Below are 19,090 nucleotides of genomic sequence, written 5' to 3'. Positions count from 1 at the left end.
CGTCAGCGCTCCAGGTAGACCCGGCCGCCGACCTCCGTCCAGCCCTCCGGCTGGGGGGCCGTGAGGATCTGGGAGCCCGTGCCCTGGGTGATGTTCAGGGCCCGGCCCAGTCGGTCGGTGAGGAGGAGGGCCGCCGCGCCGGTCGCCTCGTCCTCGTCGATGCCGTCGTCGCGGCCGGGGAAGGCGCGGGCCCGGATGCGGCCGGCCGACTCGTCCAGCCAGGCCCAGGCGTAGACCCACTCCCCCTTCGGCGGCACGGGCAGGTCATCGACCTCGGCGGCACTCGCGTACTGGCGCAGGGTGCGCGGCGGCACCCACTCCGCCCGCGCCTCGATCCAGCAGAACTCCCCGTCCTGCCGGGCGCCCACCACCCCGGCGGGGACGACCAGTTCGGGCACGTCGAGCAGCCAGGCCGTGCCGACGCAGGGGTGGCCGGCGAAGGGCAGGCGCAGGGTGGGGGTGTAGATGTCGATCACCCCGCGCTCGGGGTCGTCGACGAACACGGTCTCACTGAACCCGAGCTTCGCGGCGAACGCCTGCCGCTCGTCCCGCTCGGGCATCACGGAGCCGTTGCGCACGACACCGAGTTCATTGCCGTACCCGCCACGGGGCCCGCAGAAGACGCGCACCACGTCGTAATCAGTCACGGGGGCATTCAAGCATCGCGCGGGCGGCGGGGTCGTCCCAGGTCGCGGGGGTGCCGACGCCCGTCCGGCAGGACCGGCGTCACCGGCCCCGGCGCTCCGGCGCTCCGCCGGTCGCCCGAGCCGCCCAGCGGCCCAGGCGGAGAGAGACCGTGCCGGAGCCCGTGCGCCGGGCCACGGCGGAAGCCGCCCCGGCCGGTCACAGACCGGCGACGTCCCCGGCCCTCCTGAGCACGGAGGTGAGCTTGTCCCCCACGGCGTCACGTCGCCTCGCGCGCGCCGCCCGGTCCGTCGGCACCAGCCGCGCGGCGACCTGCACGGCGTGGGCGTCCGGGTCGCCGAAGGCGGTCCGCGGGTGCTCTCCCGTCTCCGCGCAGTGCGCCGTGACCTCCTTGACCGCCCGGAGCACGACCGTCCGGTCCACGCCCGGCTGCATGGCCAGCCGTACCTGGAAACGCGCCATCCACTTCTCTCGGTCCTTCTCCGTCACGTGCCCTCCCGGGTGATCGGCAGCCGTCCGTCGTCCAGTGGGACGCCGGGGCGTGGAAGTGAGTTGCTCGACGTGCTCCCCGGGACCGCTTCGGCATCACCTGCGTACGAGGGCTCTCACCTGACGAGGTGCCGTCCCGCCCGGTCGGGGAACTCCCGGCCCCCTACGACGCCTGGCACTTCCAGCCGCCGGAGCGCGCCGGGCCTGCGAGGACGGTCCATCGGAGACGGCAGTGGATAGCGAGCGAAGGTAAGGCTAACCTAATCTCCATCTCGGGCCACATCCGCCACGGAAGGAACGGACGGAACCGTGCGACGCTTGCGCACTCGACCGGCGGGAGCACCGCTGTCCGCCGTCACACGGCTGTACGGCGGTGGCGCGTGACCGTCCTGGAGAAGACCGTGCGGGAGCCGGCGCCCCCCGTCACCCGGCAACGGCACACCACCGCCTGGCTGTTGACCGCCTCGCTCGCCGCCGCCCTGCTCGTCCTCGTCCCCGTGGCCGCCGGCACCGGCGCCTACCCCGTGCCCGTCGGCGACGTCCTCACCTCGGTGCAGCACCGGCTCGGGCTGGGCGGCGCCGAGCTGGACCGGGTCGCCGAGTCGGTGCTGTGGAACGTACGGTTCCCGCGGATCGTGCTCGCGCTGCTCGTCGGGGCCTCGCTGGGGTGCGCCGGTGCGCTGATGCAGGGCGTGTTCGGCAATCCGCTCGCCGAGCCGGGCGTCATCGGGGTCTCCTCCGGCGCGGCGGTGGGCGCGGTGGCGGCGATCGCGCTCGGGCTGGACTTCCTCGGCAACTGGACGGTTTCGGTCCTCGCGTTCGCCGCCGGGCTCGCCACCGTCCTGCTGGTGTACGCGATGTCCCGCTCGGGCGGCCGTACGGAGGTGGTGACGCTGATCCTCACCGGGATCGCGGTGAACGCCTTCGCGGGCGCCCTCATCGGGCTGTTCCTGTTCTCCGCGGACACCGCCGCGATCAACCAGATCACCTTCTGGCAGCTCGGCTCGCTCTCCCAGGCCACCTGGCCGAAGGTGCTCGCCGTCCTGCCGTGCGCGGCGCTCGGGCTGGCCGTCGCCCCCCTGTACGCCCGCCGGCTCGACCTGCTGGCGCTCGGCGAACGTCCGGCCCGGCACCTGGGCGTGGACGTGGAGCGGCTGCGGATCGTGCTGGTGCTGGTCATCGCGCTGCTGACGGCGGCGGCCGTCAGCGTGTCGGGGATCATCGGGTTCGTCGGGCTGGTCGTGCCGCATCTGCTGCGGATGGCGGCCGGGCCGGGGCACCGGTTCCTGCTCCCGGGCAGTGCGCTGCTGGGCGCGCTGGTGCTGCTCGCCGCCGACCTGACGGCCCGTACCGTCGCCGAGCCCGCCGAACTCCCCCTCGGTGTCCTCACGGCGCTGCTCGGCAGCCCGTTCTTCTTCTGGCTGCTGCGCCGCACCCGGCGCAGGCAGGGAGGCTGGGCATGATCCGCCTGCGCAACCGTCCCGTTCCGCCGGCCGCCCCCGAGCCCGGTGAGGTGCTCGCCGAGGCCGAGGGGCTCTCCGTACGGCTCGGCGCCCGGGTGGTGCTCGCCGGTGTCGACCTCACCGTCCGCGCCGGCGAGGTCCTCGCCCTCGTCGGCCCCAACGGAGCCGGGAAGTCGACCCTGCTGAGCGCCCTCGCCGCCGATCTCCCGCCCACCACCGGCACCGTGCGGATCCACGGGCGGCCCGCGTCCGGCTGGTCCGCGCCCGAACTCGCGCTGCGCCGGGCCGTCCTGCCCCAGTCCGCGTCCCTCTCCTTCCCGTTCACGGTCGAGGAGGTGGTCCGCATGGGCCGGGCGCCCTGGGCCGCCGTCGCCCGGCCCGGCAAGGACGAGTACGAGGGCAAGGGCGGGGGCGAGGACGAGGCCGCCGTGGCCGGGGCGATGGCCGCCACCGAGGTGACCGGCTTCGCCGCCCGCCCCTTCTCCGCGCTCAGCGGCGGCGAGCGGGCCCGGGTCGCGCTCGCCCGGGTGCTGGCCCAGCGCACACCCCTCCTCCTGCTCGACGAACCGACCGCCGCGCTCGACCTGCGGCACCAGGAGCTGGTGCTGCGGCTGTGCCGGGCGCGGGCGCACGCCGGTGACGCGGTGGTCGTCGTCCTGCACGACCTGGGACTCGCGGCGGCCCACGCGCACCGGGTGGCGGTCCTGCGCGCGGGCCGGGTCGCGGCCGACGGGCCACCGGAGGACGTCTTCACGCAGCGGCTGCTGTCGGAGGTGTACGAGCAGCCCGTCGAGGTGTTCCCGCACCCCCGCACGGGGGCACTCCTGGTGCTTCCCGCGCGGGACGGATCGGCCTCCGCCTGACCCGGCCGTCCTCCAGGTCACGGTGTGGCCGCTGTACCCGGTCCCGGCGTTCGCGCTCCTCCTCGTCCCGGTAGGGTTCGCCTCCGGGAAGGGGGAAGGAACCGGATGACCAGGGATCTCGGCCTTCAAAGGCTCCGCAGGCACCTCAGGCACCGCAGGATCGACACGTGCGTGCTCGTGGTCGCCCTGTCGGTGACGGCGAGCGGCTGTGTGGTGGTGCACGGTGAGCGCGAGGTGCTCCCGGCCACCACCCGCGCCGAAGCCGCCAAGGCGCTCGAGGAGTTCACGGCCGCGTACAACGAGGCCGACAAGGCGTACGACGGTTCCCTGGACGCCGACCACACCACCGGCGCCCTCGCCGACATCGACGCGGCGCGGCTGAAGGCCGGGCGGGCCAACAGTCCGGAGGGCAACGCCTCGCACACGCCGCTGGAGCTGACGGACGCGAAGTTCACCATCCCGAAGAAGGCCGGCTGGCCGCGCTGGTTCCTCGCCGACGCGGCCGGCAACAAGGGCGGCGAGTCGCGCTGGCTGCTGGTGTTCACCCGCGACGGGCTGGACGAGACCTGGGAGGCGGCGTATCTGACGCTGGTCCTCCCGGAGGACATACCGGAGTTCAAGACCGACGAGGACGGCTGGGCCGAGGCCGTACCCGCCAACTCGTCCGATGTGACCGTGCCGCCGGGCGAACTGAGCGAGGAGTACACGTCGTTCCTCAAGAACGGCGGGGACGTCTTCTCGGACGGCCCGCACACCAGCGGGTGGCGGACCCAGCGCGAGAAGAAGTCGTCGCGGCCGGGGCTGGCCACGCAGTACATCGACGAGCCGGTGACGGACGGCGACTACGCGCCGCTGGCACTGCGCACGAAGGACGGCGGGGCGCTGGTGTTCTTCACCACCCGCCACTTCGAGAAGCAGACCGCCGCGGCCGGGGCGTCGGTGCCGACGCCGAACAAGGACGTGCTGGCGCTGACGACCGGGGAGATACGGCAGTCGCTGACGATGGAGTTCGTCTCCAACGAGGTGGCGCTGGACCCGGCCGACGGTGAGGTGGAGGTCCTGGGGCGGATCCAGGGACTGACGTCGGCACAGGGCGAGTAAGTCCCTTTCGGGACCGGGCTCAGTGACTCAGGGGCGCAGGGGCCGGGCTCAGTGGCGCAGGGGCGCAGGGGCCGGGCTCAGTGGCGCAGAGGCCAGGCCGTGTCCGCGTGGTCGGGCTGTTCGCCGGCGTGCCGGGCGCAGGAGTCGGTGAGGACCTCCAGCAGGCTCAGCGGGTCCGGGAGCGGGTGCTCGGGGCCGCGTACCCAGTGCACCGACTGGTCGTCGTCGCCGGGGAGGCGGGCGGGCGGTACGAGGACGTAGGAGCCGCGGCAGTGCCAGCGCAGGCCGGGGTGCTCGTCCATGGTCTCCGGGTGGCAGTCCAGCTCGCAGGGCCACCACTCGTCCTCGTCCTCGGGGGTGCCGCGGGTGAGGGTGAAGAACAGCATCCGGCCGTCGTCGCTCTCGGCGACGGGGCCGACCTCGACGTCGGCGTCGAGGAGGCGGGTGAGCGCCTCGCGGCCGGCGTCCAGGGGGACGTCGAGGACGTCGTGCACCATGCCGGTGGCGGTGATGAAGTTGGCCTGCGGCTGGTGGCGGGCCCAGCGCTCGATCTGGGCGCGGTCGGTGGTGGACTGCGTCTGCCAGGCGAACGACACCGGGTGCCGGGCGGGGGTGGGACAGCCCACGCGGTCGCAGGAGCAGCCGTATCCGGCGGCGGGGTGGGCGGCGGGCGCGAGCGGCAGTCCCGCTTCGGCGGCGGCGAGCAGCAGGGCCTCACGGCCGCCCTCGTCGGCGGCCTGCTTCGGGCGGCGTCCACGCAGCCACTGGGAGAGCCTGCCCTGCCGGCCGGTCCGGCCGCCGAACTCCGCGCTCATCTATCCCCTCGCCTCGCCGTCGTGCCACACAGCATGCCCCATGGTCCCACGATCGTGCGCCCCGGGGGGCCGGAGCCCACAATCGGCGCAGGTGGGACGAGGGAGCACCGACGGGACGAGGGGTGACGAAGGGTACACGCGGCGAGGGGGCGTGCACCGGTTCGGGTGCCGTCGGGCGGTCCGCGGTGATCCGCGGACCTACCGTGGTCGTCATGGTCGCAAGCGTCGCGTTGACGGGCCTGGCGGCCGTGGCTTCCGTGGTCTCGCTGACCCTCACGGGCCACGGCGGCGGCCGCCCGCTGGAGTGGGGGGCCGGGCCGCTGACGGTGGACTCGCTGCCCCGCGTCCCGTACGCCGCGCACCGGGGCGGGGCCCGCGAGGTGCCGGAGAACAGCATGTCGGGGCTGATGGCGGCGTACCGGCGCGGTACGGCGCAGGTGCTGGACTTCGACACGCGGGTGCTGCGGGACGGCACGCCGGTGGTCTTCCACGACGCGACCCTGAACCGCACGACCTTCCTGGGCGGCGAGGTGCGCGGCCTGGACGCCGGGGAGTGGCGGGGCGTGCGGCTGCGTCCGCGCGACCGGCTGCCGGGGAGCTGGCGCTCGGAGCGGCCGCCGACGGTCGCCGAGGTGCTGGACCGGTTCGGCGGGCGGATCGTGCTGACGCTGGAGGCGAAGGATCCGCGCGGGGTCGACCGGCTGGCCGCGCTGATCCGCGCCCGCGGCCTGACCCGCTCGGTGTTCGTGAACACCAACGACCCCGGGGTCGCCCTCCGCGTCCACCGCCTGGGCCTGCTGGCCCAGCTGTGGCGCTCGGCCCGCCAGCTGCGCACCGACCGTCCCGAGCGCTGGCGCTCCTACGTGGACCTGCTCGACGTCGACGTCAAGGCGCGGGACGCCGATCTGCGGCGCGCGGTGCGCTCCGGCATCCCCCGGGTGTGGGCCCACACGGTCGTCACCCCGGCCCAGCGCGACCGCGCCCTGGCGCTGGGCTGCAACGGCGTCATCACGGACGCGCCGGGGCGGCTGGCCCGGCATCCGGCGCGGGTGCCGGGGAGGGTGGGCGCCGCGCCGGGGCGGTGAGGCCGCCGGCCGTCCGGGCCGGTCAGCGGGGTGCGAGGCCGTTGAGGGCGTAGTCGACGAGGGTGTCGGTGTAGTCGTAGGTGATCGGGCCCGTGTACTGGAGCCAGCGCTGGGCGAGGGGGGAGACGAAGAGTTCCAGGGCGATGCGCGGATCGACGTCGGGGCGGACGTCCCCGGCGTCCTGGGCGGAGCGCAGGCGCTCGACGTACAGCTGGAGCTGGGGTTCCAGCAGCTTGGCGACGAATTCGCGGCCGAGCTCCTCGTTGACGACGCCTTCGGCGGCCAGCGCGCGGGAGGGGGCCTCGAAGGCGGGGTCGCGCAGTTCGTCGACCGTGGCGCGCAGGACGTGCTTGAGGTCGGCGGCGAGGTCACCCGTGTCCGGGAAGGCGTACGGGGCCTGGCCTGCGGCCTCCGCGGCCTGCTCGCCCAGGTCGAGGAAGGCCTCGAGGAGGACGTCCGCCTTCGACGACCACCACCGGTAGATCGTCTGCTTGCCGACTCCGGCGCGGGAGGCGATGCCCTCGATGGTGGTCTTCGGATAGCCGACCTCGGCGACCAGGGCGAGGGCGGCGTCGTAGATGGCCCGCCGGGAGCGCTCGCTGCGGCGGGTGGCGTCGGGGGCGGACTGGTGTGCGGCCATGAGGTCGAATTTACCAGTTGACAAGACGGTGCGTCTCGCCGGACAGTGGTGAATGTCGATGACGAGACGATACGTCTCGTACTGATGAGAGGAGATCACCATGACCCGAGGCGGAGCCGGAAACATGCTGGGCGTCGGCGGCACCCGGCAGCACCTGGGCCGCGAGGCCCTGCGCGGCGGCGGGCGCGGCGGGCGTGTCGGGGGCGGGCTCGATCCGCGGGCGCAGAAGCGGGAGCTGCTGCGCAAGCTGCAGGCCAAGCGGGAAGAGGACGGCGGCGCGGCGTCGGATCAGGCGTCGGCGCGCGGCGGCCAGGGGTCGCCCCAGTCGGTGTCCCGGGCGGCCCGGTAGAGATCGCCGTGGCGCTTGGTCACGGTGGTGCGGCGCAGGGCCGGGTCCTTCTCGCACAGGTCGAGGAGGACCTGGCCCTTGCGGATCTGCGGCTTGCGGACGACGCGGGCGGGGGCCGGGGTGACCGGGAGGCGGGTGGCGGCGACGTAGCTGAACTTCTCGTCCTCGTAGGCGAGGGAGCCGCCCTTGACCTGGCGGTGCAGGGAGGAACGGCTGACCCGCGCGGAGAAGTGGCACCAGTCCGTGCCGGGGACGATGGGGCAGGCGGCGCCGTGCGGGCAGGGGGCGGCGACGTGGAAGCCGGCGGAGACCAGCAGGTCGCGGGCCTCGATGACGCGGGCGTAGCCGTCGGGGGTGCCGGGTTCGACGATCACGACGGACCGCGCGGCGCCGGCGGCGGCGTCGACGAGGGCGGCGCGGTCGGGGGCGGTGAGCTCGTTGAGGACGTAGGAGACGGTGACGAGATCGGCGCTCCCGAGGGTGAGCTCCGGTCCGATACGGGAGCGCTGCCAGCGGGCGCCGCGCAGGGCGGGGTTGGCGGCGGCGAGTTCCCGGCCGAGGGCGAGGGCGGGTTCGGCCCAGTCGAGGACGGTCACGGGGCGCTCCCCGTCCCAGGTCGCGCTCACCGCCCAGGCCGCGGCGCCGGTGCCGCCGCCGACGTCCACGTGGTCACCGGGCGCCCACCCGGGCACGGCGTCCGCGAACGCCTCCAGCGCGGACCGCACCGCCTCGAACGTCGCGGGCATCCGGTAGGCGGCGTACGCGGCCACGTCGGCCCGGTCCCGCAGGATCGGCGCCCCGGTCGGGGTGGCGCCCCGGTAGTTGGCGATCAGCCGCTCGACGGCCTGCGCGGCCTGCCGCGCCGGAAGCCCGTCGAGCAGCCCGGCGAGGGCGGAGCGCAGGGTTTCGGCGGTGGGCAGCGAGGCGGGGGCGTTCACCCGGCGATTCTACGGGGGCGCGGTGCTCGCCCACGGCCGGTGGGTGGGCCGGGGCCGAGTCCCCTCACCGCCCTCCCCGCTCCGGCGGGCAGTCGCGCCTCCCCCAGTGCCTTGATGGCCTGGGAGGTACCCCGCGAGCACCGGGCCGCGTGAACACCCCGTACCGGGCACCTCGCGAGCACCCACCCCCACGGACACCGGGCCCCGCCCAAGAAGAAGAGGGGCACCCCCTCACATGCCCCGCACCGCCCGCGCCACCCGCGTCGCCGCCCGCGCCCTCGGCGTGCTGTCCGGCGGGACCGGGCGGCGCGGATGGACCGTGTTGGCCAGCAGGATCAGGTACGTGTCCGTGGCCCGGTCCAGGACCAGGGACGTGCCCGTGAAGCCGGTGTGGCCCGCGGCCCCCCGCCCCGCCAGTTCCCCCATGAACCACGGCCGGTCCAGGACGAAGCCCAGGCCGGGCGGGGTGAACAGCAGGTCCACGAAGTCGGGACCGAGGATGCGGGCGGGTCCGTACGAACCGCCCGCCAGCAGGGTCCGGCAGAAGACCGCCAGGTCCCGCCCCGTGGAGAACAGCCCGGCGTGGCCCGCCACCCCGCCCAGCGCCCACGCGTTCTCGTCGTGCACCTCGCCCCGCAGCATCCCCCGGTCCGCCTTGGCCCACGGCCGCCGCTGGTCCTCCGTCGCCGCCGCGTCCGGGCACGGCCCGAAGCCGGTCGCGGTCATGCCGAGCGGCCGGGTGATGCCGTCGCGCACGAGGACGTCGAGCGGGCGGCCGGTGATGCGCTCCAGGACGTGCTGGAGCAGCAGCATGTTGAGGTCGGAGTAGCAGTACGCGCCGGGCACCCCGACGGGCCGCTCCGCGCGCAGCAGCGCCAGCCGTTCCGCGTCGTCGGCGCAGTCGTACAGCGGGAGTTCGGGGCGCAACCCGGAGGTGTGGGTGAGCAGCTGGCGGATGGTGGTCCCGTGCCGCGCCGCGCCCGTGAAGTCCGGCAGGTACGCGCCCACGCGCGCGTCGATGCCCAGCGTGCGCCGCTCGATCTGCTGCACCACCGCCACCGAGGTGAACAGTTTGGTCAGGGACGCCAGGTCGAAGGGGGTGTCCACGGTCATCGGGACGCGTTCGGCCGGCGGCAGCCCGACCGGGGTGTCCGTCTCCTCGTCGTACGCCGCGTAGCGCACGGCCCAGCCCGCCGCCTCCTGCACGGCGAGCACCGGGCCGCGCCCGACGACCACGACGGCGCCCGCCGCCCAGGGCCGCTCGCCGCCGGTGCGGGCGTGGACCTCCCGGACCAGGTGACGTAATTCCCGCGCGTCGAGCCCGGCCCGTTCCGGTGTGCCGTCACGCAGTCGCGGCGCGCTCAGACGCCCCCGCCCTTCGCACCGGCCGATCCGCTCCACGGACGGCACATTCCCAGGAAGCAGGCCAGCGCCACGAGGGCGGCGACCAGCTGGACGACGGCCATCGGGACGGCGGTGTCCTCCCCGGCGATCCCGACCAGCGGGGAGGCGATCGCGCCGATGAGGAAGGACGTCGTGCCGAGCAGCGCCGACGCGGAGCCGGCGGCGTGCCTGGTGCGCATCAGGGCGAGGGTCTGCGTGTTGGGCAGGGTGATGCCCATCGCGGACATCAGCACGAACAGCGCGGCGGCCACCGGTACCAGCCCCACCTCGCCGAACGTGCCCAGCGACATCAGCAGCAGCGCGACCGCCGCGACGACCACCACGGCCAGCCCGAGACCGGTCACCCTGTCCAGCCGGACCCGGCCGACCAGCACCTTGCCGTTGATCTGCCCCATGATCACCAGCCCGATCGAGTTGAGCCCGAACAGCAGGCTGAACGTCTGCGGGGAGGCGCCGTAGATCTCCTGGACGACGAACGGGGAGGCGGCGACGTAGGCGAAGAGGGAGGCGAAGGCGAAGCCGCCGGTGAGCATGTAGCCGGTGAACGCGCGGTCGGCGAGCAGCCGGCGCATCGAGCCGAGCGCCTCGCCGACGCCTCCGTCGTGCCGGTCGGCGGGGGCCAGCGTCTCCGGCAGCTTCGCCCAGACGACGGCCGTCAGCAGCACCCCGACGAGGGTCAGGACGACGAACACGCCCCGCCAGTCCGTCACCCGCAGGATCTGCCCGCCGATGAGCGGCGCCACGATCGGCGCGACCCCGGAGATCAGCATGAGGGTCGAGAAGAAGCGGGCCATGGCGACGCCGTCGTACAGGTCGCGGGCGACCGCCCGTGCGATGACGATGCCGGCCGCGCCCGCGAGGCCCTGGGCCAGCCGGAAGGCGACGAGGAGTTCGACGGTCGGCGCGAAGGCGCACAGCGCGGTGGCGACGACGTAGACCGCGAGGCCGATGAGCAGCGGCCGGCGGCGGCCCCACCGGTCGCTCATCGGGCCGACCACCAGCTGCCCGAGCGCCATGCCGGCCAGACAGGCGGTGAGCGTGAGCTGGACGGTGGCGGCGGGCGCGTGCAGGGACTGGGTGACCGCCGGCAGGGCGGGGAGGTACATGTCCATCGCCAGCGGGGGCGTGGCGGTCAGGCCGCCGAGGACGAGGGTGACCAGGAGGCCGGCGCGGCGGCCGGCGGTCGCGCGGAGCGCCGCCCCGTCCGCCGTCAGGTCCGGGACGGCCGTCTCCGGTGCCCTGCTCGCTCCCGGGTTCGCGGCCGGGTTCGCTGTCGAGTTCGTTGCCGGATTCGCTGCCGGGTTCGTTGTCGGGTTCGATATGGACGCCCCACCCTCGGGCATGTGGCCCCTCCCTTTCCATGCCATCGGCTCCCTATGCTCTCAGCTCGTACGGAGTGCTCGGCGTCAACGGCGATGTCATGGGAGCGCTTCCATCCACATCCGTTCAGGATGTGACGAACGACACGAGCAGGGTGGGACGCATGACGGAGCAGAAGGTGCGCTGGGGCATTCTGGCGACCGGTGGGATCGCCGCGAGGTTCACCGCGGACCTGGTGGACGTGCCGGACGCGGAGGTCGTGGCGGTGGCGTCGCGGTCGGTGGAGCCGGCGAAGGCGTTCGCCGAGCGGTTCGGGATACCGCGGGCGTACGGCGACTGGGAGTCGCTGGCGTTCGACGAGGAGGTCGACGTCGTCTACGTCGCCACTCCGCACTCGGCGCACCGCGCGGCGGCCGGACTGATGCTGGAGTCCGGGCGGAACGTGCTGTGCGAGAAGCCGTTCACGCTGAACGCGCGGGAGGCTCAGGAGCTGGTCGCGCTGGCGCGGGGCAACGGGCGCTTCCTGATGGAGGCCATGTGGACGTACTGCCATCCGATGGTGCGGCGGCTGAAGGCACTGGTCGACGACGGCGCGATCGGCGAGGTGCGCCACGTGCAGGCGGACTTCGGCCTCACGGGGCCGTTCCCGGCGTCGCACCGGCTGCGGGACCCGGCGCTGGGCGGGGGCGCCCTGCTGGACCTGGGCGTGTACCCGGTGTCGTTCGCGCAGCTGCTGCTCGGGGAACCGTCGGACGTCACGGCGCGGGCGATGCTCTCGGAGGAGGGCGTCGATCTCCAGACGGGGGCGCTGCTCTCGTGGGAGAGCGGCGCTCTCGCCTCGGTGCACTGCTCCATCGTGGGCGGTACGGCGACCTACGCCTCGATCACCGGTTCGCAGGGCCGCATCGACATTCCGTCCGGCTTCTTCTTCCCGGAGCGGTTCGTGCTGCACCGGGACGGCCGTGACGCCGAGGAGTTCACGGCCGACCCGGCCGACGGCCCCCGCGACAGCCTCAGGCACGAGGCCGTCGAGGCGATGCGGGCCCTGCGGGCCGGCGAGACCGAGTCCCCGCTGGTCCCGCTCGACGGCACCCTCGCCGTGATGCGGACGCTCGACGCGATCCGGGACCGCGTCGGCGTCCGCTACCCCGGCGAGACCCGCTGAGCGACACCCGCCCGGCAGCCGGGGGCCGGGCGGACCGCCCGCACCCCGGCCCGCCCTGTGGACCGGTGTCCTCCGGGCGAACGGGAAGATCACCCCGGAACCGGTGACGGACGTCGCGGACGTGGCCCGCACGGTGCGGCACATGGCGGAGCTGCCGCTGGAGGCGAACGTGCAGTTCGCGACGGCCCTGGCGACGGCGATGCCGTACGTGGGCCGGGGCTGAGCGCGGCCGGTGCACCGATCCCGCACGAACGGAGTTTGAACGTCCGCACCATTGCGGCCGGTAGCGGACTTGTGCTCAACTCTCCTGCACCAAAGCTTCACACTTGGAATGAGCGGCTTCCACAGGCCATGTCCAGGGGGGCGGCAGCCGTTCCACGCCACCGGGTGGGGGTGGACCCGCGCGGGACCGCGGGTGCGCACCGGTGGGTGGAACGGCTGCCGCACGAAACGACCGGGCCCGCTACCGGACGGCGAGGATCCGCTCGGCCTCGGCCATCTGCGCGCCGGTGAGCGCGCCCTTCTCCAGCGCCCCCGCGTTCTCCTCCGCCTGGGCGACCGACCGGAAACCGGGGATCGGCACGGTGCGCGGGCTCCGGGCCCACAACCAGGCCAGGGCGCCCTGGGCGAGGGTGCGGCCGTCGCTGGTGAGCACGTCCCGGAGCGCGTCGACGCGCGCGAGCCACTCGGGGTCGGCGCCGGACCCGGCACCGAAACCCCGCAGCCAGGCGGGCGGCCGGCTGCGGATGTCCCCGGCCTCCAGCGTCCGCCGGCCGGCGTGCTTCCCGGTGAGCAGGCCCATGGCGAGCGGACTGCGGTTGACGGAGGCGAGGTCCGCCCCCTCGCACAGCCGCAGCATCTCGGGCGCGTCCGTGAGGACGTTGAGCGCGTGCTGTACGGCGGTGCAGTGCGGCCCCTCCGCGAACACGGCGGCGCGGGCCGGGTCGTCGGTGCTCCAGCCGTAGGCCCGGATCAGCCCCTGCGCCACCAGTTCCTCGCAGGCGTCCCGCAGCCGGGCGGCCCGCTCGGGGTCGGCGTCGGCGAGGTGGAGCTGGTACAGGTCGACGTGGTCGGTGCCGAGGCGGCGCAGCGATGCGGTCAGGGCCCGGCGCAGGTGTTCCGGGGAGTCGTCGCCGCCGGTGAGGGTGCGGGAGTCCGGGTCGAAGACGTTGCCCCACTTGGTGGCGACGACGACCTCGTCCCGGCGCCGCCCGAGGGCCCGTCCGAGGACGTACTCGCTGTGTCCCGTCCCGTAGACGTCGGCCGTGTCGAAGAAGGTGACGCCCAGGTCGAGTGCGCGCCGGATCGCCCGCGTCGACTCCTCGTCGTCGACCCTGCCCCACCCCAGGGGCTGTCCGGTGGCGTCCTGCCACTCACCGCCGATCGCCCAGCAGCCGAACCCGACGGCGCTGACCTCGATACCGCTGCGTCCCAGTGTCCGTGTGGTCTCCATGCCCCGGGACGCTAGGAGTTGGAGCGCGCGCGAAGGCAAGCCGCCGAATCGGCGCCGGGGCCTGTCAGTGCCGTGTGCCAGGCTCGGCGCCCATGAGCGACCACCTGCCCCCGCCCCCTTCCCCTCTCCCGGCCACCGACCTCTGGGACTCCATCGACGACCTGTGCGGCTGGCTGGACGCCAACCGTCCGGTCGACGGCCGGGAGGGCCTGCTGCTGCGGATCATCAAACTGTCCGAGGAGGTCGGCGAGGTCGCCGAGGCGGTGATCGGCGCGACCGGCCAGAACCCGCGCAAGGGCACCACGCACACCTGGGACGACGTCCGGTCGGAGCTGTGCGACGTCGCCGTCACGGCGCTGGTCGCCCTGCGCACCCTCACCCCCGACGCCCGCGAGGTCTTCACCGACCACCTGGCCCGGGTGACACGACGCTCGCTCGGCGACTGAAGCGGGCACCTGGACCGGCCCGGACACCGCGGTCGCCTTCGGCCCCTTCGACCCCTTCGGCCCTTTCGACCCCTCTGCCCCCTCCGGCCGGGGCCTCACCAGCACGGTCCTGCACGACGCGACGCGGACGGCCCGGTGGGCCGGGCCCGGCAGATCCTGACGGTGCGGCGGCCGTCGCCGGGAGCGCGGCCCCGCAAGGGGTGACCGGTGCGGCGCGCGCCGCACCGGTCCGCTTCGGCGGGGAACGGCCGGCCGGCTAGCAGGCTCCGAGGTCCTCCCAGACGCCCCACTCCCCCGTGGTGCCGGGCTCCTCGCCCGTCACCCACCACTTGGCACGTCAGGAGCGGCCGTCGTGGGAGACGGTGTCTCCGCCGGTGTAGACGTTCGCGGCGTTCCAGACCGGCGCGGCGCAGTCGCCCGGTTCACCGCCGCCGCCACCACCGTCACCGCCGCCGATGTTGACGTCGATGCAGGCGTAGAAGGCGTTGGCGGTGTCGGCCACGTTCCAGACGGCGAGGACCTTCTGACGGCCGGTGAAGCCGCCGAAGTCCACCTGGTGGGCGACGTCCGCGGGCGGCTGCGCGCCATGGCCGTCGAACTCGGCGATCTTCGTGTTGCCGATGAAGTACTGCCAGGTGTCGGTGGCGTGCCGGGCGGTGTGGTGCCAGTTGAAGGTGTGGCTCGTGCCGACAGGGGTGACGCGCCAGCCCTTGCTGTCGTCGTCGAGCTCGGCGAACTGGCTGTTGCCGCCACTGCAACTGCGCAGGCCCTTCGGGCCCTCGACGCTCTGCGGCTCGTACTGGATCTGGCCGCAGTCGACGACGCCCTCGGCGCACTGGTCCTGCCGGCTGCCGGGGTCGGTCACCCAGCCGTGGGCGTAGGCCGGGCCCGCCGGGAGGCTGAGGGCGAGCAGGGGAGCGACCAGTGCTCCGACAGCGACCGCCACTCGTCTTTTCGTGCTCATGTCATATCTCTTTCCTTCGGTGTGCGCCGATGCCGCCCGCGAGGGCGGCCCTGCCGACCGTGCCGTGGGCGCCGCCGCACGCGCCCCGCACCTTCGCCCGATCGACGGCCTGACCGAGGCCGGGGTGAATGGAAGAGAGGTCTAGACCTCAGCGACTAGGTCTAGACCATACCGACGGGCGGGGAGTGGTCAAGGGTTCACGCGAAGGGAATCGGCGAACAGGGCCGATCGGCTCAGTGACCGCGCCGCACCACACCCCGCGACCTAGCGTGAGGATTTGTCACAGTATGCGTTCATCGCAGGAGGTGAGTTATGCGGCACATATGCCGCCGCGGTCCGGCTCTGGCCATGGTCAGCGGCTTGGCGGCCGGCTCGATGCTCTTGGGCGCGAGTCAGGCAGCTCAAGCAGCGCCCATGGAGGACGGGGCCCGGCCGCACCGGTCGGCCGCGGCCACGACCGGGCCCTCGAAGGATCAGGCGCGTCACGAGACCCACACCGTGGCACGCGGAAACACCTTGTGGGAGATCGCCGACCGCCATTACGGCGACGGAATGAAGTGGTGGGCCGTCTTCGGGGCCAATGCCAAGGCGATCGAGAAGACCGCGCGGGACCACGGACGCAAGGGGAGCGACATCGGCCACTGGATCTTCCCCGAGACCGAGTTGGTGATTCCCGCCCCTGCCGCGGTGAAGGCCGGCGAGAAGGCCGTCCGCGCGACCCTGGAACACGTTCTGGCGCAGCATCCACAACTGCTCGGCAGCGCGCCCTGCCCCGAAGCGCAGGCACCCGAGGACATGGGCGAGTGCTTCCTCGGACTGCTCGACCAGGTACCTCTGCTACTGGACCAACTGCCTCTCCTGCTCGACCGGATCGACGTCCTGGAGGAAGTCTCGAGCGACGAACTCCTCGAACTGGTCGAGCCGCTCATCACCTGCGTGACGAAGGAGGAGGAGGATCCCGCCGCCTGCCTGACGGAGGCGATTGCGAACCTGCCCGCCCAGGAGTGACGGACTTCGTCGGGTCGCCTCCGGCGAGGTGACCCGATGACCGGACACTGCGCCTGAGCAGGCTCCTCCACTCGAGGTCGGCACCGTGGCCGTTCAGCCGTCGTGACCGGTGGCGTCGCGCAGGGCACGCAGGAGCATGGGCAGGGACCTGCGGAACTCCCGTACCCAGTACGGCGCGTCGTGCGTGCCCGGATAGAAGTGGGTCGTCACCGGGGTTCCGACGGACTCCAGGCGTGCGGCCAGGGCACGGGACTCCCGCTCCATGATGGTCTCGGTGGGTGAGATGGCGTCGTCGGGGAACGGGTCGGACGGGTCCTCAAGACCGGGGACCTCCGGGTCGGGCCGGGTGCCCGGCGGGTTGAGCACGCCCGCCCTGCCGTCGCCGCTGGAGAGGTACACGGGGGTGTCGCGCAGCCGGTCGGCCAGGTAGTACGGGTCGTGGGCCTCCCAGTTCACGCGCTGGGCGACCGGGTCTCCCCACACCGCCTTCCAGTCCAGGCCCAGGGCGGTCATCCCGGCCCGGACCGCGTGCGGATGCTGCAAGGGGTGCACGTAACCGCTGTAGCTCGCCACCGCCCGGAACAGCCCGGGGTGACGGCCGGCGTAGGAGAGCCCGCCGAATCCGCCCTGCGACTCACCCGCGGCCACGCGGCGGGTGCCGGCGCCGTAATGGCGCTCCAGGAGGGGGCGCACCTCCCGGAGGTGGAAGGTCTCCACGGCGGGCGGGCCGCCCCGGCCGTCGTTGTACCAGTCGCTGTAGAAGCCGAACAGCGGCATCTCGGGCATCACCACGAGCACGTCCCGGAGTTCGGGCAGCTCCTGGAGGCGGGCGTCGTAGTCCTCCGTCCACGCCTTGTAGTTGCCGTCACCGCCGACCAGGAGGTAGAGCACCGGCCAGCTCCGGCCCGGCCGCCGGTCCTCCCAGCCGTCCGGGGTCAGCAGCCGGACCTTCGCGGTGCGCCCCAGGGCGGGCGAGTCGACCGTGAGGTCGACCAGGCGCTCACCGACGTCCTCCTCGGCGACGACCCGGGCGCCGTGGCGCGGTGCCGGGGTACCCCCGCCGGCGTACGCCACGGAGCCCTCCGCGGGCAGGAGGAAACTCGCGATCACCAGGGGAAGCAGCAGTCGCAGCCACGGCCGCGCAGAGCGCCAGGACATCCGACCTCCGTCACGTAGGGGACGTCAGCATTTTCACCCATTCGAACCTTGTGCGCACGTACAGTGATCCCGTGACCCGTCTGTCGCGCCCCTTCGGCGTGTCCGGGTCCGCACGCGCCCCCTCCTCCAGCTCGCCCCTGAAGGCCTCGGCCACGCGATGGCCCAGCACCAGGAGACCGGGGACACCGCCTCACCCTTCCTTTGAACGTGTTCAAAAAAACGGCCGGACGTGCCATGATGGCGGTGCGGGCGTTCATCACCCACACGTCGACGAGCCGACCGCCTCGAGCGAGGAGCCACCATGGCCACCGGATCCGCAGACAGTCCCGCGACCCTCTACGGGCCCGTCTCCCTCGTCCTCGGCACGGCCGCTCTGGTCGCCGTCGTGTTCGCCGGCCTCCTCGGCATCGCGATCCCCCTGCTCCTCGGCAGCCTGGCCGTCACCTTCGCGCTGCTCGGCCTGGGCCAGGAACTCAACCGGCTCCAGTGCGGCGTCGGCCTCGTCACGGGATCCCTGAGCGTGCTCTACCCGGTCCTCCTGGTCGCGGCCTGAGCACGACGTGGCGGAGCCCGGGAGTCGTATCCAGCTCCCGGGCCCCTGGGGATGCCACCCAATTGCGCACGCCGGCGGCGTTTAAGAGGACGGATCAGTCATCATGCCGTCGTGTTCTTCCTTTGAACTACCGCGCCAGGCGAGAGGCGCAGGCGAGAGTCGAACTCGCATCCGACGGCGTTCGTCCGTCCCCGGTCGGTCCGGCGATCGGCGGCGATGCTGAGACTGGAGCGAGAGTCTGAGATTGACCGCGGCCGCCGGTTCGGCGGACCGCTTCTTCAGGCTGAACTTCAGTGTCAGCTTGCGCTCCTCACGCGGACCGGTCCTCAATTCCGGCCCGCGCTGTCGCGCACCCCCGCGCTCGCACGCGGGGGCGATCATGGATGCCGCCTGTCGGCCGCGTCAGCCGAACAGGTAGCCGAACACCGCGTCGCCGACCCGCTGGTCGGTGACCTCGGCGCCGTTGGCCTCCTCGCGGGCGAACTTCACGGCCTGCTGGAGCTTCTCGACCCGCTCCACCAGCTCATTCACCCGCCGCGCCGGAAGCGCGCCGGAGAACTTCACGGTGGTCCAGTACCCGATGGGCACGTCCTCGTAGTACACCTCGACCTGCGCCGGGTGCTTCTCGGTCGCCTCCGCCTTGACGTGGTTGCGCGGGACCTTCTTCGTACGGATCGTGCGCACCGGGTCCGTCTTCCACCAGTCCGTGGACGGGTCGTGGGACCAGGACTCGGCGGCGTCGAGGGTGGGCAGCTTCTTGACGAAGGTGTGCAGGTCGGCGAGCTGCTTCTCCAGGAAGAGCAGGTAGCTGACCGGCACGTCGGCCACGACGGTCCGTCCGTCGACGGTGACGTCCGCGCGGGCCGTGCAGTTCGCCCAGTCCTTGGTCGCGGTCACGTCGAACAGCCGCGTCAGCGACGCGGACATCTCCTGCAGCACGTCCTCGGCCTGCACCTGCACCCGCGTCGACTCGGGCGGCAGCTGCTCGCCCTCCTCGTCCTTCGGCTGGTACGTGCGCGAGATACCGGCCAGCAGCGCCGGCTTCTGCACCTTGGCGTGCGCGGCGTTGATGTCCTGGAGCGACTTGCTCTTGACACCCTTCTCGACCGCGATGATCTGGTTCAGCTTCGCCATGCGGCTCCCCCTTCGAACACCAGGGAACCTACAGGCTGGGAGCCCTCGGCTCAGCCCATTTTTCGCCGGCCCGGCGTTCACCGTCTGCCTCTTACCC

19 protein-coding genes and 3 pseudogenes are annotated in these 19,090 nt (G+C 73.3%); 11 read left to right on the top strand and 11 right to left on the bottom strand.

The genetic code is table 11. The features are described from left to right. Positions 1-2: 2 nt before the first annotated feature. Together AB0A94_RS06350 and AB0A94_RS06345 are read right to left on the bottom strand one after the other, a co-directional pair. Complete coding sequence (locus tag AB0A94_RS06350) at positions 3-647, bottom strand: PhzF family phenazine biosynthesis protein (protein ID WP_361739615.1); 645 nt, start codon at positions 645-647, stop codon at positions 3-5. A 196-nt stretch (positions 648-843) separates the two neighbouring features. After that, a complete protein-coding gene (locus AB0A94_RS06345) occupies positions 844-1,107 on the bottom strand; it encodes a hypothetical protein (protein ID WP_361739935.1) in 264 nt (87 codons plus the stop codon). Positions 1,108-1,514: 407 nt separating this feature from the next. On the opposite strand from AB0A94_RS06345, the gene AB0A94_RS06340 reads away from it, so the two are divergent. From AB0A94_RS06340 to AB0A94_RS06325, 4 genes and pseudogenes are all read left to right on the top strand, one after another. Further along, positions 1,515-2,597 carry an iron ABC transporter permease gene (locus AB0A94_RS06340; RefSeq protein ID WP_361739612.1) on the top strand — a complete coding sequence of 361 codons (1,083 nt, stop codon included), beginning with the start codon at positions 1,515-1,517 and terminating at the stop codon, positions 2,595-2,597. Next, on the top strand, positions 2,594-3,460 hold the full coding sequence (locus tag AB0A94_RS06335) for a heme ABC transporter ATP-binding protein (protein WP_361739609.1): 867 nt from the start codon (positions 2,594-2,596) through the stop codon (positions 3,458-3,460). The genes AB0A94_RS06340 and AB0A94_RS06335 overlap by 4 nt, the downstream gene beginning before the upstream one ends. Further along, positions 3,456-3,603, top strand: a pseudogene (locus AB0A94_RS06330) (iron transporter); the annotation flags it as partial. The gene AB0A94_RS06335 and the pseudogene AB0A94_RS06330, both read left to right, overlap by 5 nt. After that, complete coding sequence (locus AB0A94_RS06325; RefSeq protein WP_361739606.1) at positions 3,566-4,561, top strand: hypothetical protein; 996 nt, start codon at positions 3,566-3,568, stop codon at positions 4,559-4,561. The pseudogene AB0A94_RS06330 and the gene AB0A94_RS06325, both read left to right, overlap by 38 nt. A gap of 77 nt (positions 4,562-4,638) precedes the next feature. On the opposite strand, the gene AB0A94_RS06320 is transcribed toward AB0A94_RS06325, so the two are convergent. Further along, positions 4,639-5,376, bottom strand: coding sequence for a bifunctional DNA primase/polymerase (locus tag AB0A94_RS06320; RefSeq protein ID WP_361739603.1), 738 nt, complete (start codon positions 5,374-5,376; stop codon positions 4,639-4,641). Positions 5,377-5,579: 203 nt separating this feature from the next. Between AB0A94_RS06320 and AB0A94_RS06315 the strand changes: the two genes are divergently transcribed. Next, positions 5,580-6,461, top strand: coding sequence for a glycerophosphodiester phosphodiesterase (locus AB0A94_RS06315; protein ID WP_361739932.1), 882 nt, complete (start codon positions 5,580-5,582; stop codon positions 6,459-6,461). A gap of 22 nt (positions 6,462-6,483) precedes the next feature. Here AB0A94_RS06315 and AB0A94_RS06310 read toward each other — a convergent pair whose 3' ends face one another. Beyond that, complete coding sequence (locus tag AB0A94_RS06310) at positions 6,484-7,101, bottom strand: TetR/AcrR family transcriptional regulator (protein ID WP_361739600.1); 618 nt, start codon at positions 7,099-7,101, stop codon at positions 6,484-6,486. Between the two features lie 100 nt (positions 7,102-7,201). Between AB0A94_RS06310 and AB0A94_RS06305 the strand changes: the two genes are divergently transcribed. Then, entirely contained in the window at positions 7,202-7,450 is a 249-nt protein-coding gene (locus AB0A94_RS06305) for a DUF6243 family protein (RefSeq protein WP_361739597.1), read from the top strand. Here the strand turns inward: AB0A94_RS06305 and AB0A94_RS06300 are convergent. From AB0A94_RS06300 to AB0A94_RS06290, 3 genes are all read right to left on the bottom strand, one after another. Further along, positions 7,390-8,388, bottom strand: a complete 999-nt coding sequence (locus AB0A94_RS06300) for a small ribosomal subunit Rsm22 family protein (RefSeq protein WP_361739594.1) — start codon at positions 8,386-8,388, stop codon at positions 7,390-7,392. The two genes, AB0A94_RS06305 and AB0A94_RS06300, sit on opposite strands and share 61 nt — an antisense overlap. A gap of 231 nt (positions 8,389-8,619) precedes the next feature. After that, complete coding sequence (locus AB0A94_RS06295; RefSeq protein WP_361739592.1) at positions 8,620-9,798, bottom strand: serine hydrolase domain-containing protein; 1,179 nt, start codon at positions 9,796-9,798, stop codon at positions 8,620-8,622. Then, the gene (locus AB0A94_RS06290; protein WP_361739589.1) at positions 9,750-11,135 is read right to left on the bottom strand and encodes a multidrug effflux MFS transporter; all 1,386 of its coding nucleotides are present in this window, start codon (positions 11,133-11,135) and stop codon (positions 9,750-9,752) included. The genes AB0A94_RS06295 and AB0A94_RS06290 overlap by 49 nt, the downstream gene beginning before the upstream one ends. A 140-nt stretch (positions 11,136-11,275) precedes the next feature. Here AB0A94_RS06290 and AB0A94_RS06285 point away from each other — a divergent pair, with 140 nt between their 5' ends. Then, complete coding sequence (locus tag AB0A94_RS06285) at positions 11,276-12,277, top strand: Gfo/Idh/MocA family oxidoreductase (RefSeq protein WP_361739586.1); 1,002 nt, start codon at positions 11,276-11,278, stop codon at positions 12,275-12,277. Positions 12,278-12,338: 61 nt separating this feature from the next. Beyond that, positions 12,339-12,500, top strand: a pseudogene (locus AB0A94_RS06280) (3-oxoacyl-ACP reductase); the annotation flags it as partial. A 240-nt stretch (positions 12,501-12,740) separates the two neighbouring features. Here AB0A94_RS06280 and AB0A94_RS06275 read toward each other — a convergent pair. Next, on the bottom strand, positions 12,741-13,730 hold the full coding sequence (locus AB0A94_RS06275; RefSeq protein ID WP_361739583.1) for an aldo/keto reductase: 990 nt from the start codon (positions 13,728-13,730) through the stop codon (positions 12,741-12,743). A 92-nt stretch (positions 13,731-13,822) separates the two neighbouring features. On the opposite strand from AB0A94_RS06275, the gene AB0A94_RS06270 reads away from it, so the two are divergent. Then, positions 13,823-14,176 carry a MazG-like family protein gene (locus AB0A94_RS06270; protein ID WP_361739580.1) on the top strand — a complete coding sequence of 118 codons (354 nt, stop codon included), beginning with the start codon at positions 13,823-13,825 and terminating at the stop codon, positions 14,174-14,176. 256 nt (positions 14,177-14,432) lie between these two features. Here AB0A94_RS06270 and AB0A94_RS06265 read toward each other — a convergent pair. Then, positions 14,433-15,140: pseudogene (locus AB0A94_RS06265) on the bottom strand (lytic polysaccharide monooxygenase). 414 nt (positions 15,141-15,554) lie between these two features. On the opposite strand from AB0A94_RS06265, the gene AB0A94_RS06260 reads away from it, so the two are divergent. Then, positions 15,555-16,148 carry a hypothetical protein gene (locus tag AB0A94_RS06260; RefSeq protein WP_361739577.1) on the top strand — a complete coding sequence of 198 codons (594 nt, stop codon included), beginning with the start codon at positions 15,555-15,557 and terminating at the stop codon, positions 16,146-16,148. Positions 16,149-16,241: 93 nt separating this feature from the next. Here AB0A94_RS06260 and AB0A94_RS06255 read toward each other — a convergent pair whose 3' ends face one another. Then, positions 16,242-17,306: an alpha/beta hydrolase family protein gene (locus tag AB0A94_RS06255; protein WP_361739574.1), complete on the bottom strand. Its 1,065-nt coding sequence runs from the start codon at positions 17,304-17,306 to the stop codon at positions 16,242-16,244. Between the two features lie 301 nt (positions 17,307-17,607). On the opposite strand from AB0A94_RS06255, the gene AB0A94_RS06250 reads away from it, so the two are divergent. Further along, positions 17,608-17,859: a hypothetical protein gene (locus tag AB0A94_RS06250; RefSeq protein ID WP_361739571.1), complete on the top strand. Its 252-nt coding sequence runs from the start codon at positions 17,608-17,610 to the stop codon at positions 17,857-17,859. Positions 17,860-18,261: 402 nt separating this feature from the next. On the opposite strand, the gene AB0A94_RS06245 is transcribed toward AB0A94_RS06250, so the two are convergent. Then, entirely contained in the window at positions 18,262-18,993 is a 732-nt protein-coding gene (locus tag AB0A94_RS06245) for a hypothetical protein (RefSeq protein WP_361739569.1), read from the bottom strand. Between the last annotated feature and the right edge of the window lie 97 nt (positions 18,994-19,090).

This window comes from Streptomyces sp. NPDC044984, from assembly GCF_040646935.1.
Taxonomy (GTDB): domain Bacteria; phylum Actinomycetota; class Actinomycetes; order Streptomycetales; family Streptomycetaceae; genus Streptomyces.
This window is presented reverse-complemented; position numbering and strand designations above follow the sequence as displayed.

Coding starts and splice junctions, on each gene's coding strand:
- AB0A94_RS06290 (WP_361739589.1), bottom strand. CDS start 11,135: ATGCCCGAGGGTGGGGCGTCCATATCGAACCCGACAACGAACCCGGCA.
- AB0A94_RS06320 (WP_361739603.1), bottom strand. CDS start 5,376: ATGAGCGCGGAGTTCGGCGGCCGGACCGGCCGGCAGGGCAGGCTCTCC.
- AB0A94_RS06325 (WP_361739606.1), top strand. CDS start 3,566: ATGACCAGGGATCTCGGCCTTCAAAGGCTCCGCAGGCACCTCAGGCAC.
- AB0A94_RS06250 (WP_361739571.1), top strand. CDS start 17,608: ATGGCCACCGGATCCGCAGACAGTCCCGCGACCCTCTACGGGCCCGTC.
- AB0A94_RS06285 (WP_361739586.1), top strand. CDS start 11,276: ATGACGGAGCAGAAGGTGCGCTGGGGCATTCTGGCGACCGGTGGGATC.
- AB0A94_RS06255 (WP_361739574.1), bottom strand. CDS start 17,306: ATGTCCTGGCGCTCTGCGCGGCCGTGGCTGCGACTGCTGCTTCCCCTG.
- AB0A94_RS06310 (WP_361739600.1), bottom strand. CDS start 7,101: ATGGCCGCACACCAGTCCGCCCCCGACGCCACCCGCCGCAGCGAGCGC.
- AB0A94_RS06335 (WP_361739609.1), top strand. CDS start 2,594: ATGATCCGCCTGCGCAACCGTCCCGTTCCGCCGGCCGCCCCCGAGCCC.
- AB0A94_RS06275 (WP_361739583.1), bottom strand. CDS start 13,730: ATGGAGACCACACGGACACTGGGACGCAGCGGTATCGAGGTCAGCGCC.
- AB0A94_RS06260 (WP_361739577.1), top strand. CDS start 15,555: ATGGAGGACGGGGCCCGGCCGCACCGGTCGGCCGCGGCCACGACCGGG.
- AB0A94_RS06245 (WP_361739569.1), bottom strand. CDS start 18,993: ATGGCGAAGCTGAACCAGATCATCGCGGTCGAGAAGGGTGTCAAGAGC.
- AB0A94_RS06305 (WP_361739597.1), top strand. CDS start 7,202: ATGACCCGAGGCGGAGCCGGAAACATGCTGGGCGTCGGCGGCACCCGG.
- AB0A94_RS06270 (WP_361739580.1), top strand. CDS start 13,823: ATGAGCGACCACCTGCCCCCGCCCCCTTCCCCTCTCCCGGCCACCGAC.
- AB0A94_RS06345 (WP_361739935.1), bottom strand. CDS start 1,107: ATGGCGCGTTTCCAGGTACGGCTGGCCATGCAGCCGGGCGTGGACCGG.